This window comes from Pinibacter aurantiacus (assembly GCF_019130065.1).
GTDB classification, from domain to species: Bacteria; Bacteroidota; Bacteroidia; order Chitinophagales; family Chitinophagaceae; genus Pinibacter; species Pinibacter aurantiacus.
On record NZ_JAHSPG010000012.1, the window covers coordinates 221,614 to 244,626 of the forward strand.

Genomic DNA, 23,013 nt, shown 5'->3' on the forward strand with positions numbered 1-23,013 from the left:
TTAGAAATTAGGAGTTAGGAATTAGAAATTAGAGAGCTCGATTGTTGTAATCACCAATTAACAGAATAACAAAAGGATCGCATTCAGTACTGAATGCGATCCTTTTGTTATGAAGATAAATAAGCTTACAATTTATACAGAGGGCATCACCTCCTAATTTCTAACTTCTAATTTCTAATTCTTAATTCCTAGTCTCTCCCTATGATGCGCTCCCTTCAACATATACGTCTTGCTCTGCTCAATAGCATCCATTACCTTTTCGAGAATATTTTCGGTAGTATCGTTATAGTCAATCTCCATGGGTTCTTTGAACCTTACAGTTAGCAGCGAGCCTTTCTTTTTGAAGCGTAATCCTTTTTTATCAAAAGCACGCCAAAAGCCGCTAATGACCACAGGCACTACAATTGGTTTTGTTTGCTTAATCACCAATGCAGTTCCTTTTCGTCCGGGTGCATAAGCCTTGGTGGTTCCCTGCGGAAATGTGATTACCCAGCTGGTGTCCAATGCACGCAAGATCTTCCTGGTATCGGAAGGATCAAGCCCCTTACGAACTTCTTTTTTATCTTTTTCTACCCATGTGCGTTTTACAGTTATGGCACCTGCAAGAGCAAAAAAGCGGCTCACCCAATTGGCTTGCATTGTTTCCGCGGCCGATACGAAGTACACATTGGTGAAGGGATTGAGCAAATAGTATGGAACCCCCAAAGTGTTTTTATAGCGTCCCCATTTCGATGCACAAAAAATATGAAGAAACGCAATTACGTCTGCGAAATATGTCTGGTGATTACTTACAAAAAGCACATTGTTCCGGGGAAGAGTTTTAAGATTTTCAACCCCTTCAATTCTAAACTTGTTTACCCATACAAGTCTTGGATATGAGAATATACCAACAATTGTGTAAACCACTTTACGTACAATATTCAAATTTTTCAAGCGAGCAATTATTGGTTGTGAACTCATCTCATGCGTTAATTTTATTCGAAATGGCGTGCAATTTAAGCCTTTTGAACAATTAATTTACGGAAAAAAGTTGTGAGTTATTAAGGAAGTTTTGAGTATTAAGTTCTGGGTTTTGAGTATGGCTTCAAAGTATAAAGCAGCCATGAAAACCATCTTCACAAATTACCTAAAACTCATAACTCACAACTCATAACTCATAACTTAAAAACTTCCCCCCTATCTTTGCGGCACTTAAATACTCAAGATGCTGAACACTGTTATTTTTGATATGGATGGCTTGCTGATCGACTCTGAACCTTTGTGGGAAAAAGCCGGTATTGCTACGCTGGCACAATATAATGTTGCGATCACGCAAGACGAATATCACAAAACAACAGGCTTGCGCACGCAAGAGTGGATCGAATACTGGTTCAGACATTTTGGTATTACAGCACCAACAAAGCCTGCCGTTGACGTTATTATTGAGAAAGCGATAGATTCTATAAGAGAGTTTGGCAAACCAATGCCTGGCGTTGAATACATCTTTAATTATTTTAGCGAGCGAGGTTTCAAAATCGGTTTGGCAACTTCATCACCTAAAAGCCTGGTTGACGTTGTAGTGGCGAAACTCAATATTGGTCATTACTTGCAAGCCATTACGTCTGCCGAGCATTTACCTTACGGCAAACCACATCCCCAGGTATTCCTGAATTGCGCAGAGGCATTGAATTCATCTCCCCTGGAATGCATATGCTTTGAAGATTCTTTCAATGGCATGATCGCCGCAAAAGCTGGACGAATGAAATGTGTGATCATTCCTGCGCCTCAACAAAGAAACGAGCACAAATGGGAAGCAGCAGATCTGAAGCTTTCATCACTATTAAACTTCAATGATCTGCTATTGGAGAGATTAGCGAAGTAGTGACTCCTAAAACCAATAATTATATACGAATCTATCTTTCCCCACAACAAGATCGAATCTTCCCTTTCGCAAGATTACTGGCCCGTTGCTACGGGTTCCCGATAGATCAAAGGTTCCGGAAATGATTACTCCGCTAACAGCATTGTTGATAACAAGCTTTCTGCATCGTTTGATACTCAAACTTCCAGATTGTACATTAATAAGCCCGGTGTCAATTTTTACTTTGTAATCATTATTGGACAAATCAAATGTCGAATCATTCAGAAAAACGAGATCTTCCAGTGTGCCTACGGTATGTTTTGGAATAAGAAATTTCAGTTGAAATAATCCCGGCGCGGCTCTCAACCCTATTACAATAGAATCTGCCTTATAACCAACAACAATATATCCAGATCCATTGCTGCTCGAGGTCCACAACCCATTGTTATAATACGCACCCAGAGTATTCAAACCAGTTTCCGAATATACCGGCAACTGGGGATCGGCAGGATCAGGAACTAAAACAGTTCCCAAATCTTTGGTGCCTATCGTACGTGTGCATGCGCAGAAAAAAAATAACGTGGTTAGTAATATTGTAAATCTTAACATGGCTGTTTTTTAAATATGGATGAGGAATATATAGCTTAGTTTATAACCAACACCCAGTTTGTTGGTACCGGCATTTGAAGTAATCGGAATGGTGAGGCCCCCTTCAAAATGCGACATGGATTTTTTGGGGTTTCCAAAGCTTAAGCCAAGCAATGAGTTTCCTTCCACATAGATGTTGCTGTTGCGGAAGTAATCGCTTTTTAAATCGTCCTGTATTATAATATCGCTGTCCTCAATAGAAGCCTTTGAATCAGATACCGCAAATGAAGTATTTACACCGCCCTTTAGATATAATCCAAAATGTCTTGCCTGGTACATACTGAATCTGAGCAAAGCGGGTATTGTAATATAGTTTCTACTAACATAAAACTGGTTGGTTGCCTCATACGCTACTTCCTGTGCATTGTTGACAGTCATTATAAAAAAGATTGGGGAAGATCCTGAACTTGACTGATTCCAGGTACGGGCAACGAGGTTGAAATGCGTCCATTGCACCCCAGACTGCACAAACAAGTTTTTGGTAATTTCTCGTTCTGCGGAGAGTCCAATGTTCCATTGATTCGCGTGATATTGAATGGCATCTGTTTCTCCGCGAAAGTAGACTGGATTTTTAGGCCCTGTATTTTTATAAGAGCTGTAGCTACCAGCACCGCCTACCCACCATTTTGATTGGGAGTAAGTAGTTGTTGAAAAAAATAAGATTAGGTAAAAGAGCAGGATAAAACGGTTCATGGGTATTTGTTTAATAAGGTTTTACAGCTGACAACAAAATAGCCAAAAGCGTGGCATTGCCAAATTTTAAAAGTTCACTAACACAAAAAAAGCCCTCCGCACTAAGCGGAGGGCCATATAAAGATTAGATGATAATCTTAATTACTGAGCAGCTTCGTCGCCACCTTCCATTTTCTTTTTCAACTCTGCCAATACACCAAGGTCACCTAGAGTAGCTTTCTCTACCTTACCTTGAATGTTTTTAACAGCTTTCTTCGTTTTGTCAGCTTCAGCTTTTGCTTCTTTTCTAGCAGCGTCTTTTTCGCTAGCCTGAGCTTGTTCCCAAATACGAGCGTGAGAAAGAACGATACGTTTTTCGTTGCGGTCGAACTCGATTACCATGAATTGAGCAGTTTCATCTGCAGTCACAGTTTTGCCGTCTTCTTTTCCAAGGTGACGAGCAGGAGCGAAACCTTCTAAACCGTAAGGTAATTGAACGATAGCGCCTTTGTCATCTTTACGGATAACAGTTCCTTCGTGCAGTGTACCAACAGCAAATGTGTCTTCCAATGCATTCCAAGGATCTTCTTCCAGTTGTTTATGACCAAGTTGCAATTTGCGGTTTTCTTTGTCGATACCAAGGATGATGATGTCGATGTGCTCACCAACTTTAGTGTACTCAGATGGGTGATTGAAACGTTTCAACCAGCTCAAATCGCTGATGTGGATCATACCACCGATACCTGGCTCAAGTTCAACAAATACACCGTACGGAGTGATGTTTTTCACCAAACCTTTGTGTTTGCTGTCAACCGGATATTTAGTTTCGATCTCGTTCCAAGGATCTGGAGTCATTTGCTTGATAGACAAGCTCATTTTTCTGCTATCCTTGTCAAGAGTTACGATCTTAGCTTGATGCTCGTCGCCTAATTTGAAGAATTCTTTAGCGTTGATTGGAGTGTTAGCCCATGTAATTTCACTTACGTGAACCAAACCTTCAACACCTGGCAAAATTTCAAGGAAAGCACCGTAATCTTCGATGTTTACAACTTTACCTTTTACAACTTCACCTTCTTTAATTGCTTCAGGCAACACATCCCAAGGATGAGGAGTCAATTGTTTCAAACCAAGGCTGATACGTTTTTTGTCGTCGTCGAAATCCAATACAACAACGTTCAGTTTTTGATCTAGTTTCAACACCTCTGAAGGGTGAGTGATACGTCCCCAGCTGATGTCTGTGATGTACAACAAACCATCTAAGCCGCCAAGGTCCATAAATGCACCAAAGTCTGTGATATTCTTGATTGTACCTTCCAATACCTGACCTTTCTCCAGTTTGCTCATGATCTCTGCACGTTGTGCTTCGATATCGCTTTCGATCAAAGCTTTGTGAGAAACTACAGCATTTTTAATTGCTTCGTTTACTTTCACTACTTTGAACTCCATTGTTTTGTTAACAAACTGATCGTAGTCCGTAACTGGTTTAACGTCAATTTGAGAACCTGGTAAGAATGTTTCCATGCCAAACACATCAACGATCAAGCCGCCTTTGGTTTTGCTGGTAACAGTACCGGTAACAATTTCGCCAGTTTTGTGAACTTCCACAATTCTTTCCCAAGCACGAGTGATACGAGCTTGTTTGCGGCTAAGGTGTAAGTTACCTTCTCTGTCTTCTTTCTCAACTACCATAACCTCAACTTCATCACCTACAGAAAGGTTTTGAAGATCACGGAATTCGTTGAAAGAAACCAATCCATCGCTTTTAAAGCCAATGTTGATAACAACATCAGTTTTAGTCAATGCTACAACAGCACCTTTAACCAATTCACCGTCAGTGATTGTTACGAAAGTATTGTCGTAAACTTTGTCGTACTTTTCTTTTTCAGCCTGGCTGTAAGTAGAAACGTTACGTTTGTCAATGCTCCAGTCGAAATCGTCGTGAGCAGTTTGAACAGGCACATTTGTTGTCGCTGTAGCTACTTCTGCAGTTTGTGCAGCAGCAGACTCCTGTCCTTCAGCGTTTGAGTTAATAATTTGATTTTCAGACATGATAATTCCCAATGGTTTTTTATTTGGGATTGCAAAGATAGATTAAAATAACGATCTGCCAAGGTTTTCAGGCCTTTTCAGGCACAAATTTTTCCTTTAATTAACTAAATCAGAAAAACACGCTTAATTGATAATCATTGTTTTGTACAAAAAAAGGAATGTCGTTAGACATTCCCATGTGGTTTCAGATATCGAAATTGGATTTCAGCGTTAAGCTGCAAAAATTACGTTGTTGTGTTGCCTGAACGGCTTGATCTTCTTAATGTATAGCGCCTTTTTAGTGTGAGGCAGCCAATGTACTTCTATCCAATCCCACATTTGTATCTGATCGCTGTGCTTAGCGCTGATAGCACCGCCAAAGAACACTTTTTGACCGTCCAGAGTAAAGTAGGAATTGTTCAGAAATTTATTTTTTCTTGAAAATTTGTCGGTAATGATGCCGGCGTACACATACTTGTTGCTATTCATCATATTTCTATGATAATCAACGTACGCGTTGATCATGGCAAGCGGAAGTATACTTGCGATCATACAAATTAATACTTCACCGATTGACCAATGGTTATTTTGAATAAAAAAGAACACAATCATTGATAAAAATGCCAGGGTTACGAGAAGTGTAACCAAAAAGGCGATCGTCATATTTTTCGACAATATCCTTCTGTCAGCGGTGTCTAGTGGAAGTTTTTTGGTGATCATGGTAATGTTAGTTTATAAAACGTAAAACTGTTTCTGGTTCGTTAGCAACGTGGCTAACATGAAAACAAAGTTCTATTTGTTTTATAAACTCGCTTTTTACATTTCGTCAAAAAGCTATCGAAAAAAGACAAGAATCTACTGGACATCAGCAATTGCATTTCCGGCAATAAAACCGGTTGTCCATGCATTTTGAAAATTAAATCCGCCCGTGATGCCATCAACGTCAATTATTTCGCCGGCAAAAAACAGATTCTTCACTTTTCTGCTCATCATCGTACTGCTATCTACTTCACTAAGATCAATACCTCCTGCTGTAACAAACTCCTCTTTAAAAGTTGTTTTGCCATTTACAATATGCTCCTGTGCACAGATATTTTTGATCAATTTGTTTTGCTCTTTTGCGGGAAGATCCGCCCAGTTAATATTTACATTTACTTCTGATTGTTCAAGCAAATACTCCCATAAACGCTGAGGTAATTGGAAAGGATTTTTATTTATGATTTTTTGCGTAGCTTTTTCAAATCTGTATTGTTGAATAAATTCTCTCAACGAATTTTCGTTGTATTCCGGAACCCAATTTACAACAATTGAAAACGAATATTTTTTTTCTGCAAACTCCCTTGCGCCCCATGCACTAAGCTTCAAAACCGCAGGGCCACTCATCCCCCAATGCGTTATTAAAAGAGGCCCTTGTTGCGAAAGCTTGGAGCCAATAATTTTCACGACAGCATTCTCCACACTAATACCCATAAGGTTGGTTATCTTATTGCCGGGCATGTTGAATGTAAATAAAGAAGGTAAAGGAGAAATGATAGAGTGCCCAGTATCTTTGAGCCAATCAAACATTGAAAGTTTTGGATAGCCTCCGCATGCAATACATATAAAATCAGATTCAAAATTTCTACCGTCAGCAAGCTGTAAACAAAACTCATCAGCTGCTGTTTCTATCTTTTTTACATCAGCATTTAAAAGAACTTGAATCTTATTTCTATTGGCTTCACGAAGCAGACAATCTATGATTGTTTGAGAAGAATCTGTCACCGGAAACATTCTGCCATCTTCTTCCGTTTTAAGTTCAACACCCCTTTGTTTAAACCACTCGATCGTGTCTGTTGTGAAAAAATGATGAAAAGTTTTTTTCACAAAATTTCCTCCGCGTGGATACTTTTTTGTCATTTCTGAAATTGAAAAACATGCATGCGTAACATTACATCTTCCTCCCCCGCTAATCTTTACTTTACTAAGAAGCTTGCTGCTTTTTTCAACGATTATGACTTCCAGCGAAGCGTTTGCCATTGCAGCATTAATGGCACAAAAAAAGCCTGCAGCCCCACCGCCGATAACAATAAGTCTTTTTCTTTTCATCGTGTCAAATGTATGCGACAATTCATTAAAATAAAAGATTGGGGCCCTACTGACTCATACTATTTAATACAAAGAGTGGAGACACAATGTGCCCCCACTCTTTATATTAAACGTAAACGCTAATTTCAAAATCAGATTTTCCCCTGCCACTCATCTCTCTCAGCTCTTCGCACAACCGCATCGGCCTGTAGTTTCCTGTTATAGTAGCCGCCGTATAAAATGGCAATGACAACAAGATTGTACATAAAAAGAATTGAGGCGACCAAAGAAAACAATCCAGAAATCAATAATGAAAGCAGCGCTACCAGCGACAATCCTAATTCTATTGCCAAAAGCAGCGGAGCCGTAGATCTCAAACGCGCAAGAAGAACATAGGCGACTATGGCGAAAATATAAACGGCCATTACAAATGCGTGTATTAATTGAAATCCTGCCATTAACACCAAAAGTTGAATTAAGCAGGTGGCGGATAACATTGCTCCACCGATACCAAAATAAAGACAGGTATCTTGTTGGGATTGGGTCAAGGTGCTCATAAGATATGTGTTGTTCAAAAATTTTGGTCAAGATAATACTTCTTCAATTTCACTCAAAAACAAAAGCCGCAAATGTCTTTGCGGCCTTCAAAAAATTAATATCCTGAACCTTTATTTGAAATACTACAAATAACTCGAGTCCAAATGTGGATTTGCCTTTTCATTCTTCTCTATTTCGGTAAACGAAGAAAGAATATCAGCAGTTCCCTTTCTTACGCAAACGTTGTGCTCATAGTGCGCAGAAGGAAGTCCATCTTTCGTGCGAACGGTCCAGCCGTCATCATCATAAAATACTTCCTTTTTACCAAGATTTATCATCGGCTCAATAGCGATTACCAAACCGTCGCGAAGTTTCTGTCCGCTGCCTCTCTTACCGTAGTTCGGGACCTGCGGATCCTCATGCAAACTTTTTCCGAGTCCGTGTCCCACCAATTCACGAACCACTCCGTACTTATGTTTCTTCTCTGTATACTCCTGAATAGCAAACGAAATATCACCAACGCGATTATTTGTCACCGCTTTTTCAATTCCCAGATTCAACGACTCTTTTGTAACACGAAGCAATTGCTTTATTTCGTCGCTTATCGAACCAATTGCAAACGTGTAAGCGCTATCCCCGTGAAATCCATTCTTGTAAACTCCAACATCCACAGATACAACATCGCCATCTTTTAACGGAACATCATTCGGAAAACCATGCACAACAGCATCATTAACCGATATACATGTAGCAAAAGGGTATCCTTTATAATTCTTGAAATTCGGAACGGCTTTATTATCAAGTATAAACTTTTCTGCGATAGCATCAACTTCCAAAGTAGTCATTCCAGGCTTAAGAATTCTAGCGACCTCAGCAAGCGTTGCACTTACAAGCAAGCTACTCTCTCTCATTAATTCCACTTCGGCCTGAGTCTTATAGTAAATCATACTTTTATCTATTTTTCCTCTTAAAAAAAAACCTGACAAGTCTTTTCACTTGCCAGGTTAAATATCATTCAGTAACAAAAGACTAAATTATTGAGGTCTGTGTCGTTTGGCGACCTTGTATGCGGCCTGTATTCATCAAGCCATCGTATTGCCTCATCAACAACTGAGTTTCGATTTGCTGTAATGTATCCAAAATTACTCCTACCATGATCAATAGTGATGTGCCTCCGAAAAATGAAGCAAATCCCTGAGTGACACCAGCCCACTGGGCGAATCCTGGCAAAATACCTGCAACAGCAAGGAAAATTGCCCCTGGCAAAGTAATTCTATCCATTATAGCTCCGATATAATCAGCGGTAGGTTGGCCAGGTTTAACACCAGGTACAAAACCGTTGTTACGTTTCAAATCTTCTGCGATTTGTTTCGGATTAAAGATCAGTGCTGTGTAAAGGAAAGTAAATGCAATAACAATTACAGCATAAATGATCATGTGCCAGCCATTCTTAGGATCGCCAAATATTTTTGCGATACCTTTTCCTGATTCAAAGCTTGAATAAGAAATCAAAGTAGGCAGGAACATAATTGCCTGAGCGAAGATGATCGGCATTACACCTGCACCATTCACTTTCAATGGCAGGAACTGACGAGCTCCACCAAATTGACGGTTTCCAACAATTTGTTTAGCGTATTGAACAGGAACTTTTCTAACACCCTGAACTAAAACGATCAGTCCCATTATGATTGCAACAAGCACCATAACTTCAAGCAAAAAGATAAGTAGTCCACCACCACCTCTCACATTTTGGTGATCCCATTCTTGCATCAACGCTTGTGGAAGACGAGCAAGGATACCCACCATGATAATTAGGGAAGTACCGTTACCCAATCCTTTATCAGTAATTTTTTCGCCCAACCACATTACAAACAATGTACCTGCAGTTAGAACGATCATTGTTGAAACCCAAAAGAATTCTTTATAAGATTCAAATAAAGCGCTAGAGTTAGTTTGACGCAAGTATGCTACATAGGCACCAGCTTGTACCATTGTAACTGCTACAGTAAGATATCTTGTCCACTGGTTAATCTTCTTACGGCCACTATCTCCATCCTTTTGAATCTTCTGCATCTGAGGAACAAGAATTGTCATCAATTGCATAAAGATAGAGGCAGAGATATAAGGCATGATACCAAGAGCGAAAATAGACGCTTGAGAAAACGCTCCACCCGCAAAGGCATCGATTAAACCCAATGCACCGGATTTAGCGCCGGCTAAGTTAATTTTGTTAGGATCTAATCCTGGCAATACAATGTGCGCACCCAGTCTGTAAATTAATATAAGAAGTAAAGTAGTGATGATTTTGCTTCTCAACTCTTCAATACTCCAAATATTTTTCAGGGTCTGTATGAGTTTCTTCACGGATTCAAGAAGTTTTTTAAATTAAAATTCTTTTTTCAAAAACCAAAAACAGGTTTGCCCATACGATTAAAAATCTTTCGCATGCAAACCTGTTTCAAAGTTAAGTAATCAATTTATTAATATCACTTAAGTCAGTCGCATATTTGTAAATATATGCAATAACTCAAGATTCAGAAATTATTTTACCACTTCTACGGAACCACCAGCGGCTTCAATAGCAGCTTTGGCTTTTTCACTAACAGCGTTTACTTTGAAAGTTGCTTTAGCTTTCAACTCCCCGTTTCCAAGAACTTTCACTCTGTCAGTTTGTGCAATCAAGCCATTCATGTACAAATTCTCCAAAGAGAATTCAGTAATACCATATTTCTCAACCAATTGATCAATTTGACCTAAGTTGAACACTTTGTATTCAACGCGGCTGATATTTTTGAAACCACGTTTTGGAACACGTCTTTGAATAGGCATCTGACCACCTTCGTGAGCCATTTTGCTTTTGTAACCAGCGCGGCTTTGACCACCTTTATTACCTTTTGTTGAAGTTCCACCTTTACCGGAAGCTTCACCACGTCCAAGACGTTTTTCTTTATGAGTAGCACCTTTTGCAGGTCTGAGAGTATGTAATTTCATCTTTTTTGATTTTAAACTTAACGGGGAATCGCCCCTCGCGAATTAATTTGACAATTTGTGAATTTGAAAATTTGAAAATTATTTATGTGTAAAATTCTTTATTGAGTTTGAATCGCTCATTTTCAAATTACCACATTTTCAAATTTTCAAATTAACTAAGCTTCTTCCACTCTCAACATATGGCTAACTTTTCTTACCATACCCAAGATTTGAGGAGTAGCTTCTACTTCTTTAGTAACATGCAATTTGTTTAACCCTAAAGCTTTCAAAGTTAATTTTTGACGCTCTGGTCTGTCAATTGCACTTTTAATTTGTGTTATTTTAATCTTTTTCATGTTAAACCAGTTAAGGTGTAAGGCGTAAATTTTAAAGAAGAGCTTCTCTATAATCTACTCCTCAACATTTATCCATTAAATACTTTCTTAAGTCCTACCGTACGAGTTTTAGCAACCTGGATTGGTTCTCTCAATAAAGCCAACGCTTTAACTGTTGCTTTAACCACGTTGTGTGGGTTAGCAGAACCAAGAGATTTAGCCAGAACGTCAGTGATGCCTGCGCTTTCCAATACGGCACGCATGCTACCACCTGCGATCACACCAGTACCATGAGCAGCTGGTTTAATCAATACTTTAGCAGCACCTTCTTTTGCAAGCTGATCGTGAGGAATAGTGCCATGCATTACAGGAACTTTAATCAAGTTCTTTTTTGCATCTTCAATTCCTTTAGTGATAGCTTCTTGTACTTCTTTAGCTTTTCCAAGACCATGACCAACAACACCACCTTCGTTGCCAACAACAACCAAAGCGGAGAAGCTGAATGCACGACCACCTTTTGTAGTTTTTACAACACGGTTGATTGCAACTACCTTTTCTTTTAATTCCAGGTCGCCGGCTTTTACTTTATTTGCGATTACTTTAGACATTATTTCAATTTGAAATTCGAAATGTAAAAAATTAAATTAGAATTGTAAGCCTCCCTCACGTGCTCCGTCAGCTACAGCTTTAACACGACCATGGTATAAATAACCACCACGATCAAATAAAACTTCTTTTACACCTAATTCAGTTGCTTTACGTGCAATAGCAGCACCAACCAGTTTACTTTTTTCAACTTTAGGAGCTTTTTGCGCTGCGATATCTTTATCTCTAGATGAAGCAGATGCTATTGTAGTGCCAGTTTGATCGTCGATAAGCTGAGCATAAATGTCTGCGTTGCTTCTGAAAATCGCCAAACGAGGTTTAGCAGTAGTACCAGCAACTTTCTTACGGATGCGGTATCTGATCTTCTGGCGCCTGATAACTTTAGTATCCATTGTTTTTTATTTTGTTCCTCCGATGCTGCCGGAGGCTAATTTGAAAATTTATGAATTTGAAAATTTGAAAATGCGATGTGTAATTTTTCTTTTAAGGTTAGAAGCAAAATTTTCAAATTACCACATTTCCAAATTTCCAAATCAATCTTATTTACCAGCTGATTTACCAGCTTTCTTACGTACAACTTCATTGCTGTAACGAACACCTTTACCTTTGTATGGTTCTGGTTTACGTAGGCTGCGGATTTTAGCTGCAACCTGACCAAGCAATTGTTTATCGCTTCCTTCCAAAGTGATTTTAGGGTTTTGACCTTTTTCAGTAATAGTTACAACTTTCAATTCACTTGGAACTTCAATCAAAATGTTGTGAGAGTAACCTAATGCAAGATCAAGCATGTTACCTTGGTTAGCGGCTTTAAAACCCACACCCACTAACTCAAGTTCTTTTTTAAATCCATCAGTTACACCTTTTACAAGATTAGCAACTAACGCACGGTACAAACCATGCATAGCGCGGTGACGGATCTGATCTGTTGGACGGGTAATGATTACTTCGCCATCTTTCACCTCAACTTTAATATCCCTGTCAATTGGTTGTTTCAACTCACCTTTTGGCCCTTTAACTGTGATAACGTTATCAGCGCCAGTAGTGATTGTAACACCTGCAGGAACTTTAATCGGTTGTTTACCTATACGAGACATGATAAATAATTTGTCTGCTTGTTTATAAATACTGCTAATCGGTCAGCTTAGTATAGCTCAGCTTAATGTATCAGCAGCTGGTTGTTATATATAGTCAAAATTGCAAACCTGTTAAGGTTTGCAATAATTATGTATTAGTATATGTTGCACAATACTTCACCACCTACATTCTGTGATTTAGCCTCTTTATCAGTCATTACACCTTTAGAAGTACTGATGATAGCAATACCTAAACCATTCTTAACTCTGTTAAATTCATTAGGTTTAGCATATTGACGCAAACCAGGACGGCTTACTCTTTCCAAAGATTGGATAGCAGGCTGTTTAGTAGAAGGATCATATTTCAAAGCGATTTTGATAACACCTTGTTTGTTATCATCTTCGAATTTGTATTTTAAAATGTATCCTTTGTCATAAAGAATTTCGGTAATGCGTTTTTTCAAGTTAGATGCTGGGATCTCAACTAAACGATGACCTGCCATCTGAGCATTACGGATTCTTGTCAGAAAATCTGCTATAGGATCAGTTACCATTTTTTATTCAATTAAAATTGTGTTCACAAATTGTTTAATGGGGATGCGTGATATCCATACCCGCATCACTCAATATTTTTTTCTTACCAGCTTGCTTTTTTAACACCTGGTATTTTACCTGCCAAAGCCATGTCGCGGAAAGTTACCCTTGACAAACCGAAGTAACGAATGTACCCTTTAGGACGGCCTGTTAACTGGCAACGATTTTTCAAACGCACAGGAGAAGCATTCTTCGGCAATGAGTCCAATGCCTGATAGTCTCCAGCTGCTTTCAATGCTGCTCTTTTTTCAGCAAATTTAGCAACCATTGCTTCTCTTTTCCTTTGTCTGGCTTTTACTGATTCTTTCGCCATAGTGGTTTTTGATTAGTTGTTGTCTTTTTTAATATTTTTAAAAGGCATACCCAATTCTTTCAAAAGTTCGTATGCTTCTTCGTTTGTATTGGCAGTAGTCACGAAAGTGATATCCAGACCAGTAATTTTGTTTACTTTATCGATATCTATTTCCGGGAAAATGATCTGCTCAGTTACGCCTAAAGTGTAGTTACCACGACCATCGAAAGATTTTTCGTTGATACCTTTAAAGTCACGTACACGAGGTAATGCAACCGCAATTAAACGATCAAGAAACTCATACATTCTTTCACCACGCAAAGTAACTCTTGCACCAATTGGCATGTTCTTACGCAACTTGAAGTTTGAGATATCTTTTTTAGATGTAGTTGCTACTGCTTTTTGACCAGTGATGTTAGTCAGCTCGTCAACAGCGATATCAACTAATTTCTTGTCGTTTACTGCTCCGTTAACACCACGGTTCACGCAAATTTTTTCCAATTTGGGAGCCTGCATTACAGTGCTGTAACCGAATTTCTTCATTAAGGCAGGAACCACTTCTTTAGTGTATTTGTCTGCCAAACGCGGAGTGTATTTTACTGTGCTCATTATTTAATTACCTCCCCTGATTTTTTTGAAATACGAACTAGTTTACCATTGTCCCTGGTACGTTTTACTTTAGTTGGCTCGCTTTTTTTAGCGTCCCAAAGCATTACATTAGAAATGCTAAGAGCTGCTTCAACTTTTACGATGCCACCTTTTGTATTTTGGGCAGATGGTTTAGTGTGTTTGGTAACGATGTTAACACCTTCTACGATTACTTTACCTTTATCAACAATCACTTCCAAAACCTTACGAGGTTTCTTCAGATCTTTATCGTCACCAGCGATCACAACTACTGTATCGCCCTTTTTTATGTTGTATTTCGGTTTGAATCTTGTACTCATTGAGATTCTATTTATGCTTAATTAGCTACTTTTTATTGATATGCGTCCCAATCGGGGCGCAAAGGTACGATTATAATACTTCCGGAGCAAGAGAAATTATTTTCATATATCCCTTGTCGCGCAATTCTCTTGCAACTGGTCCGAAAATACGTGTACCTCTTGGTTCGTCCGAGTTGTTCAACAACACTACGGCGTTGTCATCGAAACGGATATAAGAACCATCTTTACGACGCAACTTGCTTTTGGTGCGTACGATAACTGCTTTTGCAACAGTACCTTTTTTAATACCGCCAGCTGGAATTGCATCTTTCACAGTAACCACAATCTTGTCGCCAATGTGCGCGTTGTTCTGGCCACTGTTACCTAATACACGAATACATAGTACCTCTTTGGCACCACTGTTATCAGCTACATTCAGTCGGCTTTCTTGCTGAATCATCTTTAATTAATTTAAATCGTGTTTATAATGTAAAACAGAGGGATTATTTCACTTTTTCTACCACTTCAACTAGTCTCCAGCGTTTTGTTTTGCTAAGAGGACGCGTTTCCATGATTTTTACAGTGTCACCAATGCTGCACTCGTTTTTTTCGTCGTGTGCATGAAAACTGGTAGTTTTTTTCAGGAACTTACCGTAGATAGGGTGCTTAATTTTTCTTTCAACCGCAACAGTGATGGTTTTTTCCATTTTATTGCTGGTTACCACCCCAATCCTTGTTTTACGTAAATTTCTTTCAGCCATTGTTATTCAAATTTTAGCTTTGAGCTCTCAGCGAATGCATCGAGCAACTTTATTTTTATGCCTTTGCTTTTTAGCCAAGGCTCACAGCTTTTACGCTTCTAATTCTCTTTTTCTCAATTCGGTTTTCAAACGTGCTACATCTCTTCTCAAAGAGCGGATGCTTACCGGGCTCTCCAATGGAGTGATAGCATGAGCAAATTCAAGCTTTTTCAAGCGAAGCTCATCTTCCTGTATCTTGGCTTTCAGATCTTCTTTAGTAAGATCTTTAAGTCCTTTTACAAAGTCTATTCTGTTTGACATCGTTATTACGATTTATAATGTTTGCAAATGATTAGGCTTGCAGGTCTCTGCGAACCACAAATTTTGTTTTGATCGGCAATTTCTGCGCAGCCAATTCAAAAGCTTCTTTTGCCAATTGAACAGGAATACCATCTGCTTCAAACAAAATTCTTCCTGGTTTTACAACGGCTGCCCAATGATCAGGGTTACCTTTACCTTTACCCATCCTCACCTCTGCCGGCTTCCTTGTAACTTGTTTATCTGGGAAAATACGGATCCACACGCTACCTTCACGTTTCATGTGACGGGTCATTGCCTGACGAGCAGATTCAATTTGTCTGTCGGTCATCCAAACTTGTTCTAAAGCTTTCAAACCGAATGAACCAAATGAAAGTGTAGTACCTCTTTTAGCGTCGCCTTTCATGCGACCCTTCTGCATCTTCCTATGTTTCGTTCTTTTAGGTTGTAACATCTTTTTTAGTTTTTGAGTTGCCGGCTATCAGTATCCTGGTAGCAGCTTATCAACTATTTTTTATTATAACCGGCAACTGCTTATCAGTAACCGAAAACAATTAATTATGCTTTTCTTTCTCTTCTGTCTCCACCGCCGCGGTTGTCTCTTCTATCACCACCTCTTCTATCACCACCGCCTCTTCTGTCATCTCTTCTGTCGTCAGTTCTTTCTCTTCTTTCACCGCCTTCTTTACCGCTTACCAGGTTTGGATTCAAATCTCTCTTAGCCAAAACTTCGCCTTTAGAGATCCAAACTTTGATACCGATTTTACCGTAAACAGTTAGTGCGAATACGCTTGCATAGTCAATATCCATACGGTATGTATGCAAAGGCACGCGACCTTGTTTGATTTCTTCGCTACGAGCGATTTCAGCACCACCCAAACGACCGCTAACTTTTACTTTGATACCTTCTGCACCCATACGAAGTGCTGAAGCGATCGCCATTTTAATTGCGCGTTTATAGTTGATACGGTTTTCGATTTGTTTTGCAATGGTGTCTCCAACTATGTTGGCGTCCAATTCAGGACGACGAATTTCCAGGATGTTGATCTGAACGTCATCTTTACCTGTGAGTTTTTTCAACTCTTCTTTAATCCTGTCAACTTCGTTACCACCCTTTCCTATAATGATACCAGGTTTAGAAGTGTGAATTGTAACGATCAATTTACCCAAAGTACGCTCAATAACGATTTTAGAGATACCACCTTTATTGATACGTGCATTCAGATAAGTGCGGATTTTGTGATCTTCGATTAACTTAGTAGAGTAATCTTTTTTATTACCATACCAGTTGCTCTCCCATCCGCGGATGATGCCTAACCTGTTACCAATAGGATTTGCTTTCTGACCCATATGTTTGGTATATTAAGTTTACGTTTGATTATTTAGTGTCTACAATTACAGTTACATGATTGCTGCGTTTGCGAACGCGGTAACCACGGCCTTGTGGTGCAGGACGCATACGCTTGATGGTTCTTGCTCCATCAACAAAAATGGTTTTTACAATCAGAGTTGATTCATCGCCACCTTCGTTCTTTTGTTTCCAGTTGCTGATAGCGCTAACTACCAGTTTACGCAAAGGAACTGCAGGGTGTTTTGGATTGTGTTCCAATTGTGCCAATGCTTTTTCCACTTCCATGCCGCGAATCATATCTGCCAGCAAGCGCATTTTTCTTGGCGATGTAGGGTAATTGTTAAGTTTAGCTACTGCTTCCATTTTATTTAGTTTCAAGTTCCGAGCTTCGGTTTTACTCCTCGGCTCTTTACTGATTATTACATTTTTTTACTTGAGTGTCCTTTGAAGTTACGAGTTGGTGCAAATTCACCTAGTTTGTGACCAACCATAAATTCAGTTACGTATACCGGGATAAACTTGTTACCGTTGTGTACCGCAAATGTGTGGCCTACGAAATCTGGAGAGATTGTAGAACGACGGCTCCAGGTTTTGATAACACCTTTCTTTGCTTTGCCTTCGTTTATTGCTACCACTTTGCCCTCAAGTTTAGTGGCGATGTAAGGACCTTTTTTAATTGAACGAGCCATGCTATTTTATTTATCGTTTATTTGTTCCGGTCCGAGAACCGAAACCATTTTAACTATTACAATTATTTAGAGATTTTTTTACCGTTGCTACGTTGGATAATCAGTTTATCACTACCTTTTCCTTTCGTACGAGTTTTCAGACCTCTTGATTTTTGACCAGTTCTAGAACGAGGCTGACCACCTGAAGCTCTACCTTCACCACCACCCATTGGGTGATCTACAGGGTTCATAGCTACACCACGAACGCGAGGGCGAATACCTTTCCACACATTTCTACCTGCTTTACCCATGCTCTGCAAGTTGTGGTCGCTGTTAGAAACAACACCTACAGTTGCGTAGCAATTGATCAATACTTTTCTCAATTCGCCAGAAGGCATTTTTAACACTGCGTATTTTTCTTCTTTCGCATTCAATTGAGCAGAAGTACCAGCACTTTTTGCCATTTTACCGCCCTGACCTGGTTGCAATTCGATGTTGTGAACGTTAGTACCCAAAGGCATGTTCTTCATCATCAACGCATTTCCGATTTCAGGTGCTACTGCATCTCCGCTGATCACTTTCGTTCCAACCTGCAATCCCTGAGGTGCAATGATGTAACGTTTTTCACCATCAGCATAGCTCAATAATGCGATGAATGCTGTACGGTTTGGATCATATTCAATAGAAACTACTGAAGCTTCGATATCTTTCTTGTTACGTTTGAAATCTACCAGGCGATATTGTTTTTTGTGACCGCCTCCAATGTAACGCATTGCTCTTCTGCCCTGGAAGTTTCTACCACCAGTACGTTTCATTGGCTCCAGCAAACTTTTTTCCGGAGTGTCGCTTGTGATTTCCGCGTATGCATTTCCTACTCTCCAGCGTGTGCCGGCTGTCATAGGTTTATATTTCTTAAGTGCCATTGTCTGTTTTAACTTTTGCGGCAGTTAACTGCCATTCTTAATTTAATTAGATTCAACTATTAAATTGCGCCGTAGAGGTCAATTGCTTCACCTTCAGCGATCGTGATCAAAGCTTTTTTATAAGCAGGTTTGCGACCTTGGATATAACCAGCTTTTGTAAAACGATTTTTAGCTTTGCTTGGAACAACCGCAGTATTCACATCAATTACAGATACACCGTAAAATTCTTCAACTGCTTTCTTAATTTCCAATTTGTTAGCCTTTCTGTTAACTTTAAAAGCATATCTTCTCAGCTTTTCTTGCTGTGCGTTTGCTTTTTCTGTCAAAATAGGCTTTACTAATACTTCAGAAAGTTTCATTTCTTTCTTATTTATATTTTAATTCAATTATGCATTTACTTCAGCTTCGTCTTCAGAGAAGATTTTCGCTGTTGTTTCACTAAGTACAAGAACATCTGCGTTTACGATGTCGTAAGTGTTGATGTCGCTCAAAGTAACTCCTTCAACACCAGGGATGTTTCTCAAAGACAAGTAAACATTATCAGTGTATTCAGGAAGAACAAACAATGATTTTTTACCATTGATGCTAAGTGCTGTTAATGCACCAGCGAAGTCCTTTGTTTTTGGAGCGTCAAGCTTAATGTCTTCAACAACAACGATAGCATTAGCTTTCGCTTTGTATGCAAGAGCAGACATTTTAGCAAGATCTTTCACTTTACGGTTCAATTTGATATCGTAAGCGTGAGGTTTAGGTCCGAAGATAGTACCACCACCTTTGTATAGAGGGTTACGGATGTTACCTTTACGGCTACCACCAGTACCTTTTTGCTTATGAAGTTTACGGCTTGCACCCTTTACTTCTGCACGAGTTTTTACTTTGTGTGTACCTTGACGCTGAGCTGCAAGGTATTGTTTCACAGCAAGATAAATAACGTGATCATTCGGCTCGATTCCGAAAATTTCTTCGGGCAATTCAACCGTTCTGCCGGTCTTTTGTCCTTTTATATTTAAAATATCTACTTGCATCTTTTTTCAGATTAAAAGTTTACTTCTGGATTAAAACAATAGAACCGTTATGACCTGGTACAGATCCACTAACGAGGATGTAATTTTTATCAGCAAAAATTTTAAGGACTTTCAAGCCTTTCATTTTTACTCTGTCACCACCCATGCGGCCTGCCATGCGCACACCTTTCATTACACGGGAAGCATCAGAAGAGTTACCCAGAGAACCTGGAGCTCTTTGACGATCGTGCTGACCGTGAGAAGCGCCGCCAACACCACTGAACCCGTGACGTTTAACAACACCCTGGAAACCTTTACCTTTTGTAGTACCTACTACTTCAACATTTTCACCTTCAGTGAAAATATCTACGGTAACTGCTTCACCCAGAACTTTTTCTATTGAATAATCGCGAAACTCTTTTACGAATTTTTTAGCGCTTGTGTTAGCTTTTGCGAAGTGATTGATTTCGGCTTTAGGAGCGTGTTTTTCTTTTTTGTCGCCGAACGCTAATTGCAGGGCATCGTAGCCATCTGTCTCTTTTGTTTTAACCTGCGTAACAACGCAAGGACCAGCTTCAATGATGGTACAAGCTGTTTGCTTGCCATCGGGACTGAAGATGCTGGTCATGCCAATCTTTTTACCAATAATCGCTTTCATGTTCTTTGTTTGCGCTGTAAGGTTGAAAGGACAATCTTTTATAGTAGTACCGGAGAGGTATCTAATATTAGGACTTCAATCCCCGTTTAACAACCGACCTTTTCCGTTTTGCGACTGAACTTAGAGTATAATGTCGCTGGAAGTACCGGCAGTAAACAAACCCTGAACAGCTTGTTTATATTTTTTTATTCGCTGACCAAAGCAATATGCTTTGATCAATATTTTACAATCAGAGCTCTTTTCTCCTGACCAAGTAGTAAGGATTGAGAGATAATTTTATTTTAAGAACTTTATTTCCCGCTAACCGGGATTGTCAAACGAATCTGATGATTACGCTTTGATTTCAACTTCCACACCAGAAGGCAGATCAAGTTTAGAAAGAGCATCTACAGTTCTAGAAGAAGAAGTATAGATATCTAATAAACGTTTGTGAGTGCACAATTGAAATTGTTCACGTGCCTTTTTATTTACGTGCGGGGAACGCAAAACTGTAAAGATCTTCTTATGAGTAGGTAAAGGAATTGGACCTGTAACTACTGCTCCTGTACTACGAACTGTTTTCACGATTTTCTCAGCAGATTTATCTACTAGATTGTGATCGTAAGATTGTAATTTAATTCTGATTCGCTGTGACATACGTAAAATCCAACTTTTAATTGGGAGTGCAAAGGTAAGAGGATGTCATATAACATCAAAATATTTTGAAAACATTTTTTAGTAATCAGCCAATTAATGATGGCTTTTAACAAAATTTGCCTTCAGTTTATCCATCTCGTTGCCTTCCCCTTGGTTAAAAAAAGTTACGCAAGTTACGAAAATAAGATGACTTGAAATGAGTTATTTTCACATGAGAACAAATCATAACTAATTGAAAATAAACAAATTAAAAAGTGAAATACAAAACTTTGGGAGAATCGGATTTGTCAATCAGCAGAATTTCGTTCGGCTGCATGTCGCTACAAAAAGAAAATTATATTGAGAATGAAAAATTATTGCTAAAAGCCTTCGAAAAAGGAATTAATTTTTTTGACACTGCAGACCTGTACGATAGTGGCGAAAACGAAATAACTCTCGGAAAAGCTTTAAAATCGATTCGGGACAGGGTAATTATTTCTACCAAGGTAGGTAATCAAATGCGGCCAGATGGAAAGAGCTGGGATTGGAATCCAACTAAAGACTACATTCTATCAGGGGTAGAACAAAGCATGAAACGTCTTCAAACTGACTATATCGATTTATATCAATTGCATGGTGGTACCATTGGCGACCCGATTGATGAGACCATTGAGGCATTTGAAATACTGAAACAGCAAGGCAAGATTCGGTTTTATGGAATCTCTTCTATAAGACCCAATGTGATCACGGAATATGTGAAGCGCTCTGATATTGTTAGCGTTATGATGCAATACAGTCTGCTGGACCGTAGGCCTGAACAAACCTGTTTAGCTCTTCTCCAAGAAAATAACATTGGTGTTTTGGCAAGAGGTTCACTGGCAAAAGGAATTTTGACAGGTAAGCCCAGCGACAATTATTTGGATTACAATCAGTTGTCAATCAGCAAGGCTTCAAGCAGTATCAAAGAGTTTTCAACAAATTGGCGAACTCCCGCGGAAACAGCTATTCAATTTGCGTTGCATCACCCTGCCATCACCAGCGCCGTTGTTGGCATTCGAACCGAAGACCAATTGAATGATGCAATAGGTGCGCTGGAAAAACCGATGCTTACAGAAGATGAATACTCACAAATTGCCCGGTCGATTCCAATTAATTATTATAAGGAACACCTATAGCTATAGGCGCTGTTTCATGGCTTCATAAAGGATCATGCCAGTTGCAACTGATACATTTAGGGACTCAAAGTTTCCAGTCATTGGAATATTGAAGTTCTGATCGCAGATTTTCATGAGTGCTGGTGTCACGCCTTTCTCTTCACTGCCCATTACGATTGCGCAAGGTTCTGTAAAATCAAGATCAAAAACTTTTGTTGAAGCTGTCATTTCGCTGGCAAATACTTTTATGCCATTCAGGTGAAGTTCATCAACCGTTTTCATCAGGCTATTTACGCGGCATACCGCAATTTTTTCAAGTGCACCGGCTGAAGTTGTGATCGCATCTTCGTTTAAAGCTCCTACCCCTTTGTCGGGAATGATAATTGCCTGTACCCCACAGCAGTAGGCTGTTCTGGCGATGGCACCTATATTGCGGATGTCCGTAACACCATCTAATATTACGAATAGTGGCGTTTGACCTTTATCAACAATGAAAGAAATTACCTGCTGGAGATCCTGGTATTGTATTTTGGAAATTACAGCTACGCAACCTTCGTGGTTCTGAATGTTAAACCCATTCAATTTTTCTACAGGCACTTTGTTTATAGGAACATTGTATTGCTGAGCTAGTTTGACTATGTCACCTGCAGCTGCTGCTCCAAGTGTTTGTTGCAAATAAATACGCTCTAATTGTTTGCCCGTTTTCAATGCATTGATAACGGCTTCTCTTCCTATAACCAAAGAACTCTTCTTGGGTCTGCTTTGTTGCTGCTGTCTGAAATTTTTCACGGTGCAAAAGTAGGGATTAGTTGAGAGTTGAAAATTGAAAATAAAGAAGAACGCAGATTTTCATGATTCCTTATGATTTTTTGGTTGTCAGCGTCTTCAAGAAATGGGCCGCAGTTGCGACGCTCCGTTCATCGGTAGGAATGCTATTGAACATTTATAAGGAGTTTTGATTGTGCTCAATAAAGAACAAATGTTGAACGGAGCGTCG

Annotated in this window: 33 protein-coding genes; 2 read left to right on the forward strand and 31 right to left on the reverse strand. The window is 39.3% G+C overall.

Features of this window, described 5'->3' with window-relative positions; genetic code table 11:
- Positions 1-174: 174 nt before the first annotated feature.
- Positions 175-960 carry a lysophospholipid acyltransferase family protein gene (locus KTO63_RS15395; protein ID WP_217792262.1) on the reverse strand — a complete coding sequence of 262 codons (786 nt, stop codon included), beginning with the start codon at positions 958-960 and terminating at the stop codon, positions 175-177.
- A 244-nt stretch (positions 961-1,204) separates the two neighbouring features.
- On the opposite strand from KTO63_RS15395, the gene hxpB reads away from it, so the two are divergent.
- Positions 1,205-1,861, forward strand: coding sequence for a hexitol phosphatase HxpB (gene hxpB / locus KTO63_RS15400; RefSeq protein ID WP_217792263.1), 657 nt, complete (start codon positions 1,205-1,207; stop codon positions 1,859-1,861).
- A 6-nt stretch (positions 1,862-1,867) separates the two neighbouring features.
- On the opposite strand, the gene KTO63_RS15405 is transcribed toward hxpB, so the two are convergent.
- From KTO63_RS15405 to rpsJ, 29 genes are all read right to left on the reverse strand, one after another.
- Positions 1,868-2,449 carry a hypothetical protein gene (locus tag KTO63_RS15405; RefSeq protein ID WP_217792264.1) on the reverse strand — a complete coding sequence of 194 codons (582 nt, stop codon included), beginning with the start codon at positions 2,447-2,449 and terminating at the stop codon, positions 1,868-1,870.
- A 9-nt stretch (positions 2,450-2,458) separates the two neighbouring features.
- Positions 2,459-3,181, reverse strand: coding sequence for an outer membrane beta-barrel protein (locus KTO63_RS15410; RefSeq protein WP_217792265.1), 723 nt, complete (start codon positions 3,179-3,181; stop codon positions 2,459-2,461).
- Between the two features lie 141 nt (positions 3,182-3,322).
- Positions 3,323-5,209: a 30S ribosomal protein S1 gene (gene rpsA / locus KTO63_RS15415; protein WP_217792266.1), complete on the reverse strand. Its 1,887-nt coding sequence runs from the start codon at positions 5,207-5,209 to the stop codon at positions 3,323-3,325.
- Positions 5,210-5,419: 210 nt separating this feature from the next.
- Positions 5,420-5,908 carry a hypothetical protein gene (locus tag KTO63_RS15420; protein ID WP_217792267.1) on the reverse strand — a complete coding sequence of 163 codons (489 nt, stop codon included), beginning with the start codon at positions 5,906-5,908 and terminating at the stop codon, positions 5,420-5,422.
- A gap of 135 nt (positions 5,909-6,043) precedes the next feature.
- Positions 6,044-7,273, reverse strand: a complete 1,230-nt coding sequence (locus KTO63_RS15425) for a BaiN/RdsA family NAD(P)/FAD-dependent oxidoreductase (RefSeq protein ID WP_217792268.1) — start codon at positions 7,271-7,273, stop codon at positions 6,044-6,046.
- A 131-nt stretch (positions 7,274-7,404) separates the two neighbouring features.
- Positions 7,405-7,809 carry a hypothetical protein gene (locus tag KTO63_RS15430; RefSeq protein WP_217792269.1) on the reverse strand — a complete coding sequence of 135 codons (405 nt, stop codon included), beginning with the start codon at positions 7,807-7,809 and terminating at the stop codon, positions 7,405-7,407.
- Positions 7,810-7,932: 123 nt separating this feature from the next.
- Positions 7,933-8,736 carry a type I methionyl aminopeptidase gene (gene map / locus KTO63_RS15435; protein WP_217792270.1) on the reverse strand — a complete coding sequence of 268 codons (804 nt, stop codon included), beginning with the start codon at positions 8,734-8,736 and terminating at the stop codon, positions 7,933-7,935.
- Positions 8,737-8,818: 82 nt separating this feature from the next.
- Complete coding sequence (secY, locus tag KTO63_RS15440; protein WP_217792271.1) at positions 8,819-10,153, reverse strand: preprotein translocase subunit SecY; 1,335 nt, start codon at positions 10,151-10,153, stop codon at positions 8,819-8,821.
- 177 nt (positions 10,154-10,330) lie between these two features.
- A complete protein-coding gene (gene rplO, locus KTO63_RS15445) occupies positions 10,331-10,780 on the reverse strand; it encodes a 50S ribosomal protein L15 (protein ID WP_217792272.1) in 450 nt (149 codons plus the stop codon).
- Between the two features lie 155 nt (positions 10,781-10,935).
- Positions 10,936-11,115 (reverse strand): 50S ribosomal protein L30, encoded by a 180-nt coding sequence (rpmD, locus tag KTO63_RS15450; RefSeq protein WP_217792273.1) that lies wholly within the window; start codon positions 11,113-11,115, stop codon positions 10,936-10,938.
- A 68-nt stretch (positions 11,116-11,183) separates the two neighbouring features.
- Positions 11,184-11,702, reverse strand: coding sequence for a 30S ribosomal protein S5 (gene rpsE / locus KTO63_RS15455; protein ID WP_217792274.1), 519 nt, complete (start codon positions 11,700-11,702; stop codon positions 11,184-11,186).
- A 36-nt stretch (positions 11,703-11,738) separates the two neighbouring features.
- On the reverse strand, positions 11,739-12,092 hold the full coding sequence (gene rplR, locus KTO63_RS15460) for a 50S ribosomal protein L18 (protein ID WP_217792275.1): 354 nt from the start codon (positions 12,090-12,092) through the stop codon (positions 11,739-11,741).
- Positions 12,093-12,239: 147 nt separating this feature from the next.
- The gene (gene rplF / locus KTO63_RS15465; protein ID WP_217792276.1) at positions 12,240-12,794 is read right to left on the reverse strand and encodes a 50S ribosomal protein L6; all 555 of its coding nucleotides are present in this window, start codon (positions 12,792-12,794) and stop codon (positions 12,240-12,242) included.
- Positions 12,795-12,928: 134 nt separating this feature from the next.
- Positions 12,929-13,327, reverse strand: a complete 399-nt coding sequence (gene rpsH, locus KTO63_RS15470) for a 30S ribosomal protein S8 (RefSeq protein ID WP_217792277.1) — start codon at positions 13,325-13,327, stop codon at positions 12,929-12,931.
- Positions 13,328-13,410: 83 nt separating this feature from the next.
- Complete coding sequence (rpsN, locus tag KTO63_RS15475) at positions 13,411-13,680, reverse strand: 30S ribosomal protein S14 (protein ID WP_217792278.1); 270 nt, start codon at positions 13,678-13,680, stop codon at positions 13,411-13,413.
- Between the two features lie 12 nt (positions 13,681-13,692).
- A complete protein-coding gene (gene rplE, locus KTO63_RS15480; RefSeq protein WP_217792279.1) occupies positions 13,693-14,268 on the reverse strand; it encodes a 50S ribosomal protein L5 in 576 nt (191 codons plus the stop codon).
- Positions 14,268-14,606, reverse strand: coding sequence for a 50S ribosomal protein L24 (gene rplX, locus KTO63_RS15485; protein WP_217792280.1), 339 nt, complete (start codon positions 14,604-14,606; stop codon positions 14,268-14,270). The genes rplE and rplX overlap by 1 nt, the downstream gene beginning before the upstream one ends.
- 70 nt (positions 14,607-14,676) lie before the next feature.
- Complete coding sequence (rplN, locus tag KTO63_RS15490; protein ID WP_217792281.1) at positions 14,677-15,045, reverse strand: 50S ribosomal protein L14; 369 nt, start codon at positions 15,043-15,045, stop codon at positions 14,677-14,679.
- 43 nt (positions 15,046-15,088) lie between these two features.
- On the reverse strand, positions 15,089-15,346 hold the full coding sequence (gene rpsQ, locus KTO63_RS15495) for a 30S ribosomal protein S17 (protein WP_217792282.1): 258 nt from the start codon (positions 15,344-15,346) through the stop codon (positions 15,089-15,091).
- A gap of 90 nt (positions 15,347-15,436) precedes the next feature.
- On the reverse strand, positions 15,437-15,646 hold the full coding sequence (gene rpmC, locus KTO63_RS15500; RefSeq protein ID WP_217792283.1) for a 50S ribosomal protein L29: 210 nt from the start codon (positions 15,644-15,646) through the stop codon (positions 15,437-15,439).
- A gap of 31 nt (positions 15,647-15,677) precedes the next feature.
- Positions 15,678-16,097 (reverse strand): 50S ribosomal protein L16, encoded by a 420-nt coding sequence (rplP, locus tag KTO63_RS15505; protein WP_217792284.1) that lies wholly within the window; start codon positions 16,095-16,097, stop codon positions 15,678-15,680.
- A gap of 104 nt (positions 16,098-16,201) precedes the next feature.
- Entirely contained in the window at positions 16,202-16,993 is a 792-nt protein-coding gene (gene rpsC, locus KTO63_RS15510) for a 30S ribosomal protein S3 (RefSeq protein ID WP_217792285.1), read from the reverse strand.
- Between the two features lie 28 nt (positions 16,994-17,021).
- Positions 17,022-17,357, reverse strand: coding sequence for a 50S ribosomal protein L22 (gene rplV, locus KTO63_RS15515; protein ID WP_217792286.1), 336 nt, complete (start codon positions 17,355-17,357; stop codon positions 17,022-17,024).
- Positions 17,358-17,413: 56 nt separating this feature from the next.
- Complete coding sequence (rpsS, locus tag KTO63_RS15520) at positions 17,414-17,683, reverse strand: 30S ribosomal protein S19 (protein ID WP_217792287.1); 270 nt, start codon at positions 17,681-17,683, stop codon at positions 17,414-17,416.
- A 62-nt stretch (positions 17,684-17,745) separates the two neighbouring features.
- Positions 17,746-18,585, reverse strand: coding sequence for a 50S ribosomal protein L2 (gene rplB / locus KTO63_RS15525; RefSeq protein WP_217792288.1), 840 nt, complete (start codon positions 18,583-18,585; stop codon positions 17,746-17,748).
- 59 nt (positions 18,586-18,644) lie between these two features.
- Positions 18,645-18,944 (reverse strand): 50S ribosomal protein L23, encoded by a 300-nt coding sequence (rplW, locus tag KTO63_RS15530; RefSeq protein ID WP_217792289.1) that lies wholly within the window; start codon positions 18,942-18,944, stop codon positions 18,645-18,647.
- A 27-nt stretch (positions 18,945-18,971) separates the two neighbouring features.
- Positions 18,972-19,610: a 50S ribosomal protein L4 gene (rplD, locus tag KTO63_RS15535; RefSeq protein ID WP_217792290.1), complete on the reverse strand. Its 639-nt coding sequence runs from the start codon at positions 19,608-19,610 to the stop codon at positions 18,972-18,974.
- A 19-nt stretch (positions 19,611-19,629) separates the two neighbouring features.
- Positions 19,630-20,247: a 50S ribosomal protein L3 gene (gene rplC, locus KTO63_RS15540; RefSeq protein WP_217792291.1), complete on the reverse strand. Its 618-nt coding sequence runs from the start codon at positions 20,245-20,247 to the stop codon at positions 19,630-19,632.
- 330 nt (positions 20,248-20,577) lie between these two features.
- A complete protein-coding gene (rpsJ, locus tag KTO63_RS15545) occupies positions 20,578-20,883 on the reverse strand; it encodes a 30S ribosomal protein S10 (RefSeq protein ID WP_217792292.1) in 306 nt (101 codons plus the stop codon).
- A 254-nt stretch (positions 20,884-21,137) separates the two neighbouring features.
- On the opposite strand from rpsJ, the gene KTO63_RS15550 reads away from it, so the two are divergent.
- Positions 21,138-22,037, forward strand: coding sequence for an aldo/keto reductase (locus KTO63_RS15550; protein ID WP_217792293.1), 900 nt, complete (start codon positions 21,138-21,140; stop codon positions 22,035-22,037).
- Here KTO63_RS15550 and rlmB read toward each other — a convergent pair whose 3' ends face one another.
- Complete coding sequence (rlmB, locus tag KTO63_RS15555; protein ID WP_217792294.1) at positions 22,038-22,805, reverse strand: 23S rRNA (guanosine(2251)-2'-O)-methyltransferase RlmB; 768 nt, start codon at positions 22,803-22,805, stop codon at positions 22,038-22,040.
- Positions 22,806-23,013 lie beyond the last annotated feature (208 nt).